Raw genomic sequence first — 14,577 nt, forward strand, 5'->3', positions numbered from 1 at the left:
CCTTCGCCTTCCTGATCTGTGGAGCAGTCGCGGAACGAATCCTGCCCGGCCCGATCGTTCAGTCGGACCGGAGGACGAAGCGGGCAGGGGGTGAGTCCCGGGTGATCCTCTACACGAAAACGCGCCGCGGTCGGCGGGACAGCAGAGTCGGCCCAGGGGTCTGGCGGAGCATGTCCTCCCGCCACTCGTACTGGAACCGGTAGCCGCCCGGGTTCAGCAGCGCAGGGTCGTCCCACTCGGCGAAGTGCTGCACCACCGCAGCCAGGACCTCGCCGGACCGCGCCACCGTGTCGCTGAGCGCCCCGGCGTGCAGGACCTCGGCCACCGCCCGAGCGTGCAGGAAGGACAGCAGTTCCTTCGCGGATCCGGAGTCGACGGCACGGTGAAGGACCACGAGAGCGTCGCAGTACGCCGGCTCCAGCCCGGACACCAGACCCGGTGGCGCCTCGCGGGGCAGAAGTTGCAGCAGTCCCTCCGCCTCGCGGGCGTTGAGCTGCGCCCACCCGGTGGCGAGGACACCGTGGAACAGGCGCAGAACCAGGTCGACCGGGCGCGGTTTGGTCCGCCGGTCGCGCAGGCAGTGCCCGCACAGTGGGCCGAGCCGGGGGCCTTTCCACGACTGCGGAATGTGCAGTCGCCCGGCGGTCTCCCCGGCCGCGATCGTGTCGGTGCACAACGAGCAGGTGACCCTCGTGCGGAGGACCCGAGTGCTCATCACCGGGGGCAGGTCGTCGGGCTCGACCCCTTCGACACCCTCCACGTACATGCGCAGGGCCATGGGGTCGGAGTTCCAGAGCTGGGCCTGCCCGACGGCCTCGCGGAGCGCCTCGCCGTCGGCCTCGCCCCGCTGGTGGACTCCCATCAGCTCGTTGAGCTTCACCTGGACGTGGGCGATCGGCATCCGGGTCTTTCCGGACAGCCGGGCGGCCAGACTGTTCAGCAGCGGCCGCAGCGCGTCCGCCTCCAGGTCGTCGAGTTCCTCCTCGGTCAACGGGGTGGCGCTGGCCGGGCGGGGAATCGTCGCGGGGTCGGCGGCCCACGCCTCGGCGAGGGTCAGGGCCTCGGCCAGGTCGTACAGGGTGAACTGGGCACGGTTGCGTAGCCGCCTCGCGCGGTTCAGGAGGGTGTTGATCTCTCGTGCGGGAAGACCCGCGGCGCTGCCGGCCTGCCCGGCAAGGTCATTGAGGACCTGTCGTGCACGGGTCTTCGACAGGGCGGGAACGGGCGCGCAGTGCAGGCACCGCTCTCCGGCGTCGGTGGCCGGCCGGCTGCCGCATGCGTCGCAGATCGGGTGGGGGCACTGGACGCACGTGGTGTTGAGCCGCGGATCCAGGTCGTGGTGGACCCACGCGGGCAGCTCGTCCCGCAGGGCGTTGCCCAGGGATCGGCAGCCGTCCTCGCAGGGCTCAGCCGCCCGGGCTCCCACGGGCGTGATCATGTTCAGGTGGAAGGAGGCGCTCGCGGTCCCGGGCGCGGCGTCGGCGGTGCCGACTGCCTGCTGCGTCGCCCAGTGGGCTGCTTCGTCCAGCCGGGGATCGTCGTCCGCGCCCTCGGGGCAGCCGCAGGGCGGCTCCTGTCCGTACGCGCTGCAGACGAACCGGCCGCAGCCCTGGCAGCGCAGCCAGGTGAGAACCTCCCCGCCGGGGGTGACCAGATCTTCCGAGCCGGCCCGCGAACACCCGTGGTACGCGGCCTCGGGACGCTTGCAGGTGGGCACGAAGAGCGGCGAACCGTGCCATTCTTCCCGCACGGCGGTCGCGTTCCGGAGCAGCCCCTCCTCCTTGCCGGGGCCGGCCGCTCCGACCGTCTGCACGAAGGCCTCCCACCAGCCGGGTCGCCCGTCAGAGGAGAGGACCAGCCAGATCCGGTCCTCCGGCAGCCAGAACGACGGGGCGAAGGCCTCGCCCGCCGCCGTGACGAACCGGCGCGGAGCATAGAGGTACGGCACCTCCAGGGCGTCGAGGAACACGCTCCACCGTGCTTCGGCATCCGTACGGAAGTGCCGGGTGACTACCTCATACGCCATGGTCGGCCGCCTCTGCCTCTGCTTCGGGTGAGGTGGTGTCGGGTTCGGCGGCGCCGGCTGGGGTCTGATGGAGGTCGAACGGGCCGCCCCGTGCTGAGAGCTGGGTCGGGCGGGGAGTCGTCCTGAGGACCTGGGCCCGGTAGCGAGGGCCGGTGCCGAACCGGCGGTGGTCGACACCGGCCGGGTTGGTCGCCCACTCCTCGATGTGCTGCGTGATGGCGCCCAGGAGAGCGGACTCCGCGGGTGAAGCGGTGGAAGAGCTCGTCAGCACCGTGGCGATCGTGTGCGCGGTGGGGGTGGCGATCCAGGTAGTGCCTTTGTTCTCCTGGACGCTGGTGCGCAGACGGGCGAGCGTCGCCTCCAGCGGATCGGCGGTCCAGGCAGGTGTTCCGGACAGCGCGGTGTTCTCCGTGAGCCAGGTGTGCAGGACCCCGCACTCGTACGCGTTGAGGCCGAAGGCGCTGCCGGCGAACAGGTGATGGTGCAAGCGCAGCAGCACGTCGCGTCGCCGCGGCTCTTCTCGGCGCCGGTACAGGCAGTGCGCGCACAGCCAGCCCATCGCCACGAACTCCCGCCCCTTCGGGTCCTTCGCCCGGCCGATCAGCTCCCCGGCCTTGACCGGGTCACCGCACAGCCCGCAGGAAACCGGCAGGTGGGCGGCTTTGATGGTCCGGGGGACCGGGAGCTGACCGATACCTTCGGGGCGAGTCACCTTCGGGCGCCGCGCGGGGGGAGCGTACGCCGCAGGGTCGTTGATCCACACACGCAGCACCCGGAGGCACTCCCGGAGATCATCATCGTCGGGTACCCGCTTCGGCTTGATGTCCACGGCCTTGACCAGCCGGGACCGCACCCTCTCTACGGGCTTGCCCACGGAGGCGGCCACGGCCGAAACACCGGACTCGACCCACCCGGTCAGGGAACCGCCGCGCAGCTCCCCGATCTCCTCGGAGGTGGGGAAATCCAGCGTGGCCATGTCGAGCGTGACCGTTTCGAAAGAGACCACGTGCTGCACTCCCGCTATCGAGCCGTCCGTCCCATCACTCTGACGACGCTCTCAACGATCACCACGGCCCGTTCACCGGTCCAGCAGGGTGAATCCACCCGCAAGGACTCCACGGCCCACAGGCGTTGACCGTGACGTCAACCCAGCCCCGGGACGCCGGACATCAAGAGGGAAATAAGAACGAATCCGCAGCACAACGACCGGCCGGCGTCCACCCTGCGCGGAGTTAACCAGCAACGGTGAGCTGCTTCTCCTGACGCCGCGAACCGCCGAGACCAGGGATGTACACATGGGACGAATCAAGCCGCGCAAAGGCGAGACATCGGGCGTGCGGCCGGCGCGGACCGGCGAAGGATCAGCCATCCGGGACCTGCTCGCGGAGGTAGTCCGCAACGACGAGGATCGAGAGCAACTGGAGGGATACTGCAAGCTGCTCGACCACGGTGTCGATACCGCCCGCTTCCGGGAGGCGGGCCGCCTCCTCGTCTTCGAGCGGCGGCGCACGCTGCTCGGGGCTGCACTGGTGACGGGCGGCAACCACGGATCGGCGCCCGGAGCCCAGCTGGCCGAACTGGCACAGCATCAGCACCTGTACGCCCAGCAGGCGGGGATGCAACAGCGCGTGTTCGCGCGGATCAACGCCGTATGCGCGCACCTGGCCTTCATGGCCGTGGCGCCCGCCTTCCGCGGGCAGGGCATCGGACGCCAGCTCGTCCGCGCAGCCGCGGATACCGAACGACAACGCGGCCGCCGCATCCTTACCGGCTACGTATGGGAAGACGGCCTGGCGCGCCTGTACGAGCAGTGGGGGTTCATCGTCTCGCCGCCGGACACGGCCGCGTTCTTCCTCCGCGAGAAGGTCACTGAGCTGCTCCGGGCCCCGTCCCTGGTCGGCCTCAACCTGAAGGAGGGCTCCCGCATGGTCGTCTTGCCCCTTGTCCCCGATGTGCGGACCCACGACGTCGGGACGGACGAGGATCCCCTGCCCGCGGTGGTCGGCGTGGAGGAGCCCTTCGAGCCCGCGCACCTCGACCTGCCGGAGGAGCTCGCCGAGCTCAAGAGCCGCGTGGAGGCGTTCGTCCGCCAGCAGACGGCCTTCTACGGGCCGGAACACGTCCGCTCCGAGTTCGACGCCTTCCTCGGGCGAGGCGCGTAGCTGAGGCAGGAGGCCCCACTCGGTGCGGGCCTCCTCGCCGGTGACGCCAGCTCCAGCCGGGACTGTTTCCTGCCGTCTGCCGGGCGTACGCTCCGGTCATGACATTCACCGCAGCGTCCCTCCGCGCCTACCGACAGGACCTGGATCCCGGCTGGGGCATCACCACCGCTCACTGACCCTCCCCGGTGCTCCCTGGATGATCACGGTGACGGCGGTCCCCACCCGGTGTTCAGGGCCGGCGGGCGAGGACGTCACCGATACGGGAGGCGCCGTGGACCCAGGTCGCGGTGGCCGGGGCCATGAAGCCGAGCACAGTCTGGATGGGTCCCGGCGTGCCTCGATGGGCAGGTGCCAGATCCCTATTCGTCAGATCACCCCACCCCATGCCGAGAACAACGAGCCATCCGTCCGTCAGTCACATGATCCGCCGGACAGTGCCTAGAGGAACTCCGCGCCAAAGCGGCCGCCTAGCAGCAGGTGCGACGCATCCCGGGCACGGGCCCCTGCAACACCTCGCCGCTGAACGGGCCGGGCTGACCACCACCACGCCTTCGGAAGCCGCGCCCCAGCGGCTGGACCGTACGGCGTGAGAATAGCGAAGAGCACCACAAGGGCACCGAGCTCCGCAGAGCCACCCTTCTTCACGCCCGCATGACCTCACCCCGCAACGCGCTGACCACCTTGATAAGCGCCCAGGCGCGGGCTACACGGGTACGTCGTGGCCGGCCTCCGTGGCCACCACGAGATCACCCCGCTCGCCGTTCGCCGGGTGCACCACTTGAATCAAGCCCAGCTCGTGCAGCCGAATGTAGGCGCGGTAGAGGTTCATCTGCAGCTCCACCCACGCCTCACGGCGGGGGTCGTCCTCGGTCGCTGACTTGGGGAAGTTCGGCGGATGGATGCTGTGGAAGTAGTCGGAGGGTTCGACAGGACTGTCGGCCTCAGAGATCCGACGCAGCAGCTCGCGCTCGTCATTGTTGAGGGTCATGCCGCAACGCTACGGTCTGTCCGGCGGATTTAGAGGTCGCGCAGATAGGCGTGTACTCATGGGCGGCGGTGTGGGCGTGCGTCCCAGCGGTGGGTGGTCCAGGCTCGGCGGATCAGGCTACGGACGGTGATGATCGTGTCGGAAAGGTCGAAGAATGCGTCGATGACGGTGGTACGGCGTTCGTAGCAGCGGGCGAGCCGGTGGAATGCGTTCTGCCAGGCGTGGGTGCGTTCGACGTGCCAACGTTGACTGGCCTGGATGGGTGCCTTCTCGCCTTTGTGTGCGATGCGGCCGAGGAGGCCGCGTTCGTTGAGCAGGGTGCGGGTCTTGTCCGAGTCGTAGCCAGCGTCCAGGTGCAGTGTGATGTCGTCGGGTAACGGCCCCAGGTCGTGCAGGCGGTCCAGGGTCGGGGCGAGCAGGAGGGAGTCGTGGCGGTTGGCTCCGGCCAGGACACGCCCCAGGGGAATGCCGTATCCGTCCGTCATGCCCGAGCGTTTCAAGCCCTGCTTGCCGCGGTCGACCGGTGAGCGTCCGGCGACCTCGCCGCCTCCAGGAGCCTTGGTGATGGAGCCGTCCACGGCGATCTGGTCGAGGATGAGGCCGACGATCCGGTCGTAAGAGTCGAGTGCGATCTGCTTGAGCCGGGCGAAGACGCCCTGTCGTATCCACTCGTCGCGGCGGCTTCGGATCGTGGTCGCCGAGCAGGTGGTGTCGGCGATCGCCTCGTAAGAACAGCCGAAGCGCAGCAGTTGCAGCATCTTGTCGAAGATGATCCGGTCGCTGATGCGTCGACGGTGGCAGCCGAGTGGATGGTCCGGGTGGTACTCCGGCCGCTCGGGCAGCAGGGACGCGAATTGGTCCCAGAGCGGTTCGGTCAGCCACGATGGCAGCGCGGGCACAGGTCTCCCCAATGAGTGGTGTGCATCGTGAAGTTGCTGGTCACGGCTCTGGTGTGAGGGGCAGGAGAACTGCTCGTGCTGGTCGTCGGCTGGTGTCCACGACGATCAGGTCAGAGGCCACGTGGCCTTGCCGCGGGCTCGCCCTTGGTCCGCAGACGTCCTCGGGCACGAGGCGGCCGAGCCGTCGCTGCTCGGCTCGTAGAGCGACAGCAGATCCTCGACGTCACCGGCCTGCAGGTAGTCCATGAACAAAGGCCCCACCTGCTGAGGTGTCTCGGCACGGCGCCGGGGGCCGACCGGCTTGTCGCCCCGGTCGGCCGCGGCAAGCAGGTCTGGCGGGGGTGCGTATCAACGCGGGATGGCCGGGCCTCAGCCGCACGCTGTCACGCGGCGGGGCGTCCCGCAGGTGATCGGTGACGAAGTCGATTTTCAGGCCGCGCAGATGGTCAGGCTGCTGGTGCGAAGGCCGTGATTGCGTCGGCGAGGTCGGCCGGAGCTTCCAGCGGGATCAGGTGACCCGTGTTCGGAATCACCGCGAAGTCGGCTCCGGAAAGGTAGGGCACCAGGTTGTTGACGAGCACGTCGACGGGCTCGACCTGGTCGTTCTCTCCGGCGACGACGAGGGCGGGGACGCTGATCATGCGGGTGTGCTCGCAGACGTCCTCCGCGATGCCACGCAGCGGCCACTCCGTGCGGGCGGCGTCGGTGCTGGCCCGCGAGTCGGTCGCGATCTGCGACTTGACCGATTCGGGCAGCTCGGTCGCGGTGAGGATGTGATCCCGTGCGCCAGCGACGGACTCGTCGGAGTCGTAGGCGTGGGAAAGGCCTTCCCGGTACTCGGGAGTGATCCCTGCGGCGGGCTTCGCCGGAGCGGAACCAACGAGGATGATCCCGCGGAGGCCGACGGGCCGGATCGCCGCTATGAGCTGCGCGATCTTGCCACCCATGGAATGTCCGACGAGGACATAGTCGGTGACGCCCGCGTCGGCGATCACGGCGAGTGTGTCGTCGGCGAGTTGGCGGAGGGTGTAGGGGCCGGCCAGGTTGCTCGAGCGGCTCCACCCGCGGAAGTCGACAGTGAGCATGTCGCGTCCCGCGAGGCGGTCGACGACGAGGTCCCAGGTGCGGGCGGATCCACCCCAGTAGTGCAGAAACACCAGGGTCGGTCCGGTCCCCGGCCGGTGGTCATAAGCGGGCAGTGGCGGCTGCTGCGTTGTGTTCATCGTGACTCTCTCGATCAGTGTTCTGGGGTGGTTGTTCTGTGTATTCATTGGATCTCTTCCGCTGTGCCGGGGCATCGGCATGACTGGTCGCCTGATGGTGGAAACTGGACTGATGACCGTGATCCGGCAGATGACCTACCAGCCCGTCGGGCGCCGTGCCGCCACTGTCGAAACCATGACGTTCGACCGCCTTCGCGAGCTGAACGACGGCGGGACACAGCGTGCCGACTTCCACGTCCTCGCCGTCGTCGATGCCGGGCACGGATCCGTCACCGTGGACTTCCTCCGACACCCGCTCCAGGAGCGGTCCGCGGTGTGGGTCGCTCCTGGAGCTGTGCACCGATGGGATGACATCGCCGGCGTAGCTGGGCACGTCGTGCTGTTCGTGCCGACCGCGCCGGTCACCCACGCCACCCGGGAACTCGTCGCGTCCCCGGACCTGGTCGCACACTGGAGCATTCCCGACGCCGACTGGCCGTTCGTTGACGCCGCGCGCAACCATCTCCTCCTCGAAGCATCCGCCCCACCCGGGGACATCTCGACGGAGCTGCCCGAGATCCTGCTCTCCGCGCTCATCGCCCGGCTCCGGCCCCCCCACGCCGAAGCACGATCGATCAATCCGGTGTTCCGACTATTCCGGTCCAGCGTCGAAGCGCACTTCCGGGAACATCACGACGCCGGCTACTACGCCCGGACACTGGGATACGCGCCCCGCACCCTCTCAAGAGCGGTGCAGCAGGTCACCGGCCGCAGCGCGAAGGCGTACATCGTCGATCGGATCGTCCTGGAAGCCAAACGGCTCCTCGCACACGACCGCCTCACCGCGGCCGCCTGCGCCAACACGCTCGGCTTCCCCGACGCGTCCAACTTCTCGGTGTTCTTCCGGAAAGCGACAGGCATGCGCCCGGGCGCGTGGCAGGCGACGGTGGCCGTCGAGTGAGGGGGTGCACTCAAGAAAGGCACCATCCATGATCACAGAGCGTCGCAACTCCATGATCGCCAGAATCCCGTACCTGCCTCGCTGCTTGCGTACCACCGTGCCTATCTGTGCGACCTCTTAGAGTGAGCGCGTTGTTGCGGTCCGCGGCATCACCCCCGCCGTCGGCCTGTGACGGTTCCGCTGGAAACTTCCTCGGGCTCTTGTGTCACGTTCGGCACTCCGTAGGACCTTGGGCTGGGTATGACGATCACGCCCAGGTCCAGCACCCCGGTTCACGCTCGCGCGTTCCGGCCCGCTGCGGGGGTGGCCCGGTGAGCCGCCTCCCGTCCAGTTCGCACCGCCCCGCCGTCAGCCGCCCCGGATCCACCGGGCTCCGGTTCGGGATGTTCGCTGTCTGCGTGACCCGTGATTCCGATTCCGGCCTCAACGCGGGCAAGGCCAAGCCGCTGTACGACCTGCTGGTGTCGTTCGCGGATGTCAGCTCGCGGGACACCAGCCAGGGCTACCCCTACCGCGAAGCCCTTGCGACGTGCCTGGACTGCTCCAAGCAGACCGTGGACCGGGCCGCCGACTACCTGGAGAACGAGATCGGGCTGGTAAAGGTCCACCGGCGCAAGGTGGAGGGCAAGCCCGAGGAAAACGACGCCAACCTCTACGAGATCTTCGACGCCTGGCTCATCCACGGCGTCCCGCCGCCAGCCCGCACGCCTCCGCAGCTGGTCGCCCGTTACGGGTACACCGTGCCCGGTCTGGACGTTGATGCCTGGATCGGTGAGCACGCGCCCGACTTCGACCTGGATGCCTGGCGCTTCGCCCACGAAGAACGGCAGCGGGCCCAGGAAGCCAAGCGCGAGGAGCAGCGGCGCAAGGAACGGGCGCGGCGGAAGAAGCCCAAGGCCAAGACTCCGAAGGGGGGTGGCGTCATGGGTGACGCTACCCCTCAAGAGACCGAATCAGAGGGGGGTAGCGTCATGGGTGACGCCACCCCTGGCGTCATGGGTGACGCTACGGGTGGCGTCATGGGTGACGCCCTATCTAGAACCTCTTGTCCAGAACCACCGTCAACAGAAGAACAGGCGCCTCCGGCGCGTAGCGCTGGTGACGTCCGTAGGACTGGTGCAGGTAGTGGTGCGCGCGGGCCTGCGACGAGCGGCTGCGCCGCGCCGGGTGAAGGTTCGCCGCCGGAAGTCCGGGACGGGGCGGGGCCGGGGACGGGCGTTCCGGGACCGCGGGCTCAGGGCGTGGAGCTGTCGGGTGAGCAGGTCGCCGTGGTGAAGCAGGTGGTGGCCTCGCTGCCGGCTGAGCTGGTGGCGCTGCTGCCCTACGGCAGTCTCCCGACGCGCAACCGGTGGCAGGTCCTGGAGGCGATGGCGGGGCGGACCGCCCAGCAGATGATCGCGCGTGCCGCGCGGCGCTGGGTGGAGCACGGCTACGCAGACGCGTTCCACTCGGTCGACGGCAAGGGCATCGGCAGCGCCGTGGGCGTGGTCGTCGCGCTGCTGAAGCCGGGGGAGTGTGCGTACGCCCGGTGCGAGGACGGCACCGATATCGACACCAGCCGGGAATGCCTGGCGTGCGTGGAGCGGAGGGCCGAGCGTCGCGCCGCACAGAGGGCGGCAGCACAAGCCGGGCGGCAGATTCCGGTGGCCCGTGCGGCTGCCCGCCGGCCGGGGTGGTGGGTGTGCACTATCTGCGAGACCCCGGGCAAGGGAGCTGCTCCCTCTGAAGGCGAGTGCGGCCGGTGCTGGGCCGAGGCCGAGTCGGCCGCCCAGGAACTCGCCCGTCAGCTGGAGCGCGATGCCTCAGAGGAACGGGCCGAGACGGGCAGGGCCGCAGCGCTCGCGCTCGGCCTGGACGAGGAGGCCGCCTACCGCGAGGCCGCCGAGCGGGACCAGCAGGACCTGGACCGCGCGGTCCGCCAGCAGGCCGCCGACGAGGGGACTGCCCGTCTGCGCGCCGAGCTGGCCGCGCAGTTCCCGGACCTCGCGGCGGTTTCCGGGTCAGTCCGTGAGGCCCAGGAGGCTCAGCAGCCCTTCCCTGCCCCGTTCTGAGCGCCGCTCACCGCCACAGGTGCCTCACGGGTGCCCTGCGGCGGTGAGCGGCCCACACGGGCCCGCCTGCCGATCTTGCCGCCAGTGCGGCGCATACCTGATGCGGAGTACGCATATGCCCAGCACGGAAGCTACTCTGCGGCTCACCATCGCCGCCTTGATGTGACCGTGCGCCGTAGTTGGCGGATCGCCTGCGGAGTCCTCGCAGGTCACGGCGTTTCTGTTCAGCGCAGTTGGCGGGACCTGTTCGTGATAGTTGGCGGCTCCGGAGGCCGCCTCGTGTACTCCACCAGCGAATACGCAGCTCACGTGATCATCTCGGCGCTTCCGCCAACAACCGTGCACATCCGCCAACTACGGCGCACGGTCACACTTGATGTACCTGACCGGGGAGCGGCAGGCCGATCTTGCCGAGGGCCTCGGCCTGGGCCAGACTCAGATCAGCCGCAAGCAGTCCGGCAGCGCTGCCTGGTCATTGGCCGACGTCGACAAGCTCTCCGCGCACTACGGCATTCCGGTCATCGACCTCCTGGTCGGCGTCGACCGTGCCGTTCACTGCCTGCCGGCCCGCCGTCGCGCACCGATGCCCGGCGCCGCTCAGCTCACTATCACCCCGTGAAGAGCGGCCGACTGCTGGCGGCCCCGATGCTGCCCGCCCGGGAGCCGTCACCCGATCGGATGATCCACGCCGACTCCACGGCGGGGCGGCCGCTTCACCTGCGGTTCAGTGCGCCGATTCGGCCAACCGGTCACTTTGCGTCATCGTTTGATGACCTTGAGGTGCGGTCGTGCGGATGCGGATACACAGAGGGGTCGGAACGGGACCGAGGTGATCCGGGGGCGGAACAGCATGCTGACCATCAACGTAGGTGTGCTGCTCGTCGTCATCGTCCTGCTGCGGCTGCGCCGCCGCACCGAGTCCCGGAGCCGGAACGACGAGAAGCTCACCGTGATCATCGTGCTCGCCCTCGGCGTTGTCATCGCCCCGACCCCGGTCGGCGAAGGCATCCTCGACTTTCTGGGCCAGCTCGCCTCCGGCATCACTGACTCTTCCCGCTGAACCTCCCCGGAGACGCTCTCATGGCCACCCGCCGTCCCTATCCCCGTCGTCGGCCCGCGCCCCGGCGCAACGTCCGCCGGTCCGTACCGCGCCGCCCTACCTCTTACCGCCCCCGGTCCCGGTCCCGGCGTTGGTCTCGTCGGCGCGGGCGGCAGTTCGACGTCCAGGTGCTGGTGTTCGGCGCGGTGGTCCTGGCTGCGGCCGCCGCGTGGGCGGTGGTCTCCTGGCTCGTGACGAACTGGTGGGCGCTGATCGTCCTCGCAGCGGCGGCCGTGGTCGGTACGGTGGGGTGGGCCCACCGGCGCCAGCAGCAGCGGGCCTGGGACCGGGCACGCCAGCAGGCCCTGCGCTTCGGACTCCCCGAGCTGGACGCCCTGCACCACCGCGACTTCGAGTACGCGATCCGCGACCTCATGCTCCGCGACGGGTGCACCGACGCCCGCCAGATCGGCGGCGCCGGAGACAACGGGGCCGATGTCCTGGCCACCGACCCCCTCGGCCGCACCTGGGTCATCCAGGCCAAGCACCGCAAGGACGGCGACCGCGGCTCGGCCGTCGGCACCCCCGACCTCCAGCGGGTCAACGGCACCGCCCGCCAGCTCTACGGCGCCGACATCGTCCTCGTCATCACCAACGGCCGCTTCTCCACCCGCTGCGCACCCCTCGCCACCCAGCTGCACATGCACCTCGCCGACAGGCGGGTCCTCGCGACGTGGGCGAGCGGCGGGCGCCCGCTGTGGGAGCTGCTGCAGAAGGTCCCGCCGCCCCGCAAGGGCCGGTAGTCGAACCGCTGGACCGTGGTGCGTTCTGGAGTGCCGCGACAACTTCTCAGTACGGGTACGTACCCGTACCCTTGTGGGATGGGAAGGAGCACGATGATGTCCGATGCCAATGTCCGTATCCCTGAGGAAGCCAAGGACCGGCTTGCCGCGATCGCAGCGGCGGAGGGTCTGTCGCTGCGCGCGTATCTGGCCCGCCTCGCCCAGACGCTGCTGACGCCCGACGAGCGGGCGGAGCGGGCGGAGCGGGCAAGCGCGGCGTTGCGGGAGTGGAACGGCTACGCCCCCACGCCGGACGAGCAGCAGGATCTGGACCGTGAGTTGGACCGGCGTCTGGCGCGGGTGGCCGGCCGGTGAGCGACGCCGTACACATCGTCCTGGACGACACCGCGATGACGGCGGCCGGGCAGGGCAACGTTCTCGCCTCCCGCCTCATCCACCGGGCTCATGCCGAGCCGGGCTGGTTCTTGTATGCCCCGGCGTGCGCGCTGGTCGAAGCGGACCGGGCCCGGCCTGGAACGGCGGAGCACCTGGTGTCCCTGCCGGGGATCACCATTCTGGACCTGGACCTGGCTGCGGCGCTGGCGTTGGCGCGGCAGGAGACGTGGTCGGTGGCGCACAGCCAGTACGCGGCGCAGCCGACACCGGACCGCCCGGACGGTGCGGTCGTCGCGACGACCGCACCGGGCCGGTGGCGGGGTGAACCGGTCCGGGTCCTGGACCTTGCACCCTGACCGCTTGAGTCAGGTCCGGTACGGGCCGAAGCGGATCCTGCTGGGCGCGGCTACTGCGGGGCGTGCAGCAGGTCGCGGCGTTCGGTGACGATGTCCCGCCACCGGGTTCGGGTGGCTGCCGCGTCGTCCAGCCAGTTCGGAGCGGTGTGGCCCTCGGGCAGCGGAAGGCCGGCCATGAAGTGTGCGATGTCGGTGTAGTAGGCGAACGCCCCGTCGCTTGTCTGCTGCCGGAGCCGGGCGATGGTGGCGGCCAGCGCCTGGTGGTCGTCGAGGACGGCCTGGTGGAACGCGAGGGCGATTTCGAGGGTGGGCGTCGTCGAGGTGAGCCCCGCGCCGTCGAGGTCGGCGCGCAAAGTGCGGGCCCTGTCCTCGACGTCCGGACCGCCGGCGTCGCGGACGAGAGAGGCGATGGCCGCGTTGAACGTCGTGGCGCGCAGGTCGAGACCGGCGAGGAGCTGCGCGGCGAGATCGAGTTCTTCATCGGCCCGGTGAGGGTCGACGAACGCGAGCGCCAGGGCGCGCAGCGCCTGGGTATGAGCTGCTTCGCCGGCCTTGGCGTGCTGTTCGGCTTCGAGCCGTCCGGCCAGATAAGCGTCGGCCGCGTGCTGGGCTTCCCCCTGGATCCAGTACAGGTCCCCCAGGACGCGTTGGTGACGGCCTTCCCACCCGAGGGTCCGGGCAGTGGCGAGCGCTGTGGGGAAGTCGCCGGCGAGGCGGGCGGCCTGGGCCAGTCCGCGACGTGCCGCCCGGGCCAGGCGGCCTCCGGCTTCGGCGACCTGCTGGTAGCCGCGGCGGGAGTCTTCGTTGTGTCCGATGTCGCGGAGTGCTTTTGCCCGATGCTCCGCCGTTCCTGGCCGGGGCCGCCAGGTCCGCTGACGAGGAGGTGAAGCCAGCCCATGTCCGGTTCTGCTGTGCAGATTCTTGGAACTCAGCGGACCTTCTTCATGCTCCAGGCTGGCTGAGGTCGTCGTGTTCGTACTGGTGCTGCGCAGAACGCCCATGGTGATCGACACGCCCCGGTAGTGTGATCCGCATGTCTCATGGGATTGCGTGGATAGGCGAGCACAGCATCGAAGACCCAGTCGGCCAGACCCACGGAATGCGCGGCCGTATTTCACTGACGGCTGCCCGGGGTGTTGACCTGGACGAGTTTCTGATTTCTCTCGGCGCGGACCTCGACGAACTGGCGCGCCGCGACCTGTATAGGGACCGCGTTCCGGTTGCTACGCAACTGCGCGGGGACACAGTTCACGTTTATCCCGCCATGTACGGAACCTGCGGGGAGTGGGTGTACGTGTTGGAGGATTGGGGTATGGCGACGTGGTTTACCGGTTACCGGGGGGTGAAGTCGATGAAGCCGTACCCGGATGAGGAGATCGTCTGCCTGTCGGCGAACCGGTGGAACCCGCCGTCGATGATCGTCCACGCGCCGGGCGACGGCCATGCCTGGCAGGCTGAGTTCGGCGAGGACACCGGTTGCTCGTCCGCTTTGGACGCGGCGCTCCGGGAGGCGGGTGCCGTTTACCCCTCCATTCCCGAAGCTACCGAGGAAGAGGTGATCGCGTATCGTGAGCAGCACGGTGAGGCGCTTCCGAAGGCTGTCTTCGACGCTGTCGGCCGCTACTGCGGGCTGTCGATCGACCAGGCCGCCGTCGATGCGGGAGATCTCCCGTCGGTCGCACTTCCTGCAGTCAATTAGTAGGACGGGACCGGCA

At 69.3% G+C, this 14,577-nt stretch carries 16 protein-coding genes; 9 read left to right on the plus strand and 7 right to left on the minus strand.

The annotated features are described in order from the left end of the window. Window positions 1-109: 109 nt before the first annotated feature. Both CR470_RS01415 and CR470_RS01420 read right to left on the minus strand, forming a co-directional pair. Complete coding sequence (locus CR470_RS01415) at window positions 110-2,026, minus strand: hypothetical protein (protein WP_143663740.1); 1,917 nt, start codon at window positions 2,024-2,026, stop codon at window positions 110-112. After that, window positions 2,016-3,032 carry a hypothetical protein gene (locus CR470_RS01420; protein WP_257138324.1) on the minus strand — a complete coding sequence of 339 codons (1,017 nt, stop codon included), beginning with the start codon at window positions 3,030-3,032 and terminating at the stop codon, window positions 2,016-2,018. The genes CR470_RS01415 and CR470_RS01420 overlap by 11 nt, the downstream gene beginning before the upstream one ends. A gap of 289 nt (window positions 3,033-3,321) precedes the next feature. Between CR470_RS01420 and CR470_RS01425 the strand changes: the two genes are divergently transcribed. Further along, window positions 3,322-4,188, plus strand: a complete 867-nt coding sequence (locus CR470_RS01425) for a GNAT family N-acetyltransferase (RefSeq protein ID WP_097865743.1) — start codon at window positions 3,322-3,324, stop codon at window positions 4,186-4,188. 703 nt (window positions 4,189-4,891) lie between these two features. Here the strand turns inward: CR470_RS01425 and CR470_RS01430 are convergent. The 4 genes from CR470_RS01430 to CR470_RS01445 all read right to left on the minus strand — a co-directional run bounded on the left by CR470_RS01430 (window position 4,892) and on the right by CR470_RS01445 (window position 7,298). After that, window positions 4,892-5,176: a hypothetical protein gene (locus tag CR470_RS01430; protein WP_097865744.1), complete on the minus strand. Its 285-nt coding sequence runs from the start codon at window positions 5,174-5,176 to the stop codon at window positions 4,892-4,894. A 56-nt stretch (window positions 5,177-5,232) separates the two neighbouring features. After that, window positions 5,233-6,075, minus strand: a complete 843-nt coding sequence (locus CR470_RS01435; protein WP_097865745.1) for an IS5 family transposase — start codon at window positions 6,073-6,075, stop codon at window positions 5,233-5,235. Between the two features lie 105 nt (window positions 6,076-6,180). Continuing rightward, complete coding sequence (locus tag CR470_RS40190; protein WP_257138326.1) at window positions 6,181-6,321, minus strand: hypothetical protein; 141 nt, start codon at window positions 6,319-6,321, stop codon at window positions 6,181-6,183. A gap of 200 nt (window positions 6,322-6,521) precedes the next feature. Beyond that, window positions 6,522-7,298, minus strand: a complete 777-nt coding sequence (locus tag CR470_RS01445; protein ID WP_097865746.1) for an alpha/beta fold hydrolase — start codon at window positions 7,296-7,298, stop codon at window positions 6,522-6,524. Window positions 7,299-7,410: 112 nt separating this feature from the next. On the opposite strand from CR470_RS01445, the gene CR470_RS01450 reads away from it, so the two are divergent. The 7 genes from CR470_RS01450 to CR470_RS01480 all read left to right on the plus strand — a co-directional run bounded on the left by CR470_RS01450 (window position 7,411) and on the right by CR470_RS01480 (window position 12,862). Beyond that, a complete protein-coding gene (locus CR470_RS01450; RefSeq protein WP_097865747.1) occupies window positions 7,411-8,238 on the plus strand; it encodes a helix-turn-helix domain-containing protein in 828 nt (275 codons plus the stop codon). Window positions 8,239-8,636: 398 nt separating this feature from the next. After that, window positions 8,637-10,289 (plus strand): hypothetical protein, encoded by a 1,653-nt coding sequence (locus CR470_RS01455; protein WP_143663741.1) that lies wholly within the window; start codon window positions 8,637-8,639, stop codon window positions 10,287-10,289. Window positions 10,290-10,665: 376 nt separating this feature from the next. Continuing rightward, complete coding sequence (locus CR470_RS01460; RefSeq protein WP_097865749.1) at window positions 10,666-10,908, plus strand: helix-turn-helix domain-containing protein; 243 nt, start codon at window positions 10,666-10,668, stop codon at window positions 10,906-10,908. 231 nt (window positions 10,909-11,139) lie between these two features. Beyond that, complete coding sequence (locus CR470_RS01465) at window positions 11,140-11,349, plus strand: hypothetical protein (RefSeq protein WP_097865780.1); 210 nt, start codon at window positions 11,140-11,142, stop codon at window positions 11,347-11,349. Between the two features lie 167 nt (window positions 11,350-11,516). Further along, window positions 11,517-12,131, plus strand: a complete 615-nt coding sequence (locus CR470_RS01470) for a restriction endonuclease (RefSeq protein WP_373561381.1) — start codon at window positions 11,517-11,519, stop codon at window positions 12,129-12,131. A 96-nt stretch (window positions 12,132-12,227) separates the two neighbouring features. Continuing rightward, window positions 12,228-12,485, plus strand: coding sequence for a hypothetical protein (locus CR470_RS01475; protein ID WP_097865782.1), 258 nt, complete (start codon window positions 12,228-12,230; stop codon window positions 12,483-12,485). After that, complete coding sequence (locus tag CR470_RS01480) at window positions 12,482-12,862, plus strand: hypothetical protein (protein ID WP_179892086.1); 381 nt, start codon at window positions 12,482-12,484, stop codon at window positions 12,860-12,862. The genes CR470_RS01475 and CR470_RS01480 overlap by 4 nt, the downstream gene beginning before the upstream one ends. A 50-nt stretch (window positions 12,863-12,912) precedes the next feature. Here the strand turns inward: CR470_RS01480 and CR470_RS01485 are convergent, their stop codons facing one another. Next, entirely contained in the window at window positions 12,913-13,875 is a 963-nt protein-coding gene (locus CR470_RS01485; protein WP_179892087.1) for a hypothetical protein, read from the minus strand. Between the two features lie 20 nt (window positions 13,876-13,895). Here CR470_RS01485 and CR470_RS01490 point away from each other — a divergent pair, with 20 nt between their 5' ends. Then, entirely contained in the window at window positions 13,896-14,561 is a 666-nt protein-coding gene (locus CR470_RS01490; protein WP_218923744.1) for a hypothetical protein, read from the plus strand. Window positions 14,562-14,577: the final 16 nt, after the last annotated feature.

Origin of the sequence: Streptomyces sp. rh34 (assembly GCF_002551245.1) — a bacterium.
Classification (GTDB): domain Bacteria; phylum Actinomycetota; class Actinomycetes; order Streptomycetales; family Streptomycetaceae; genus Streptomyces.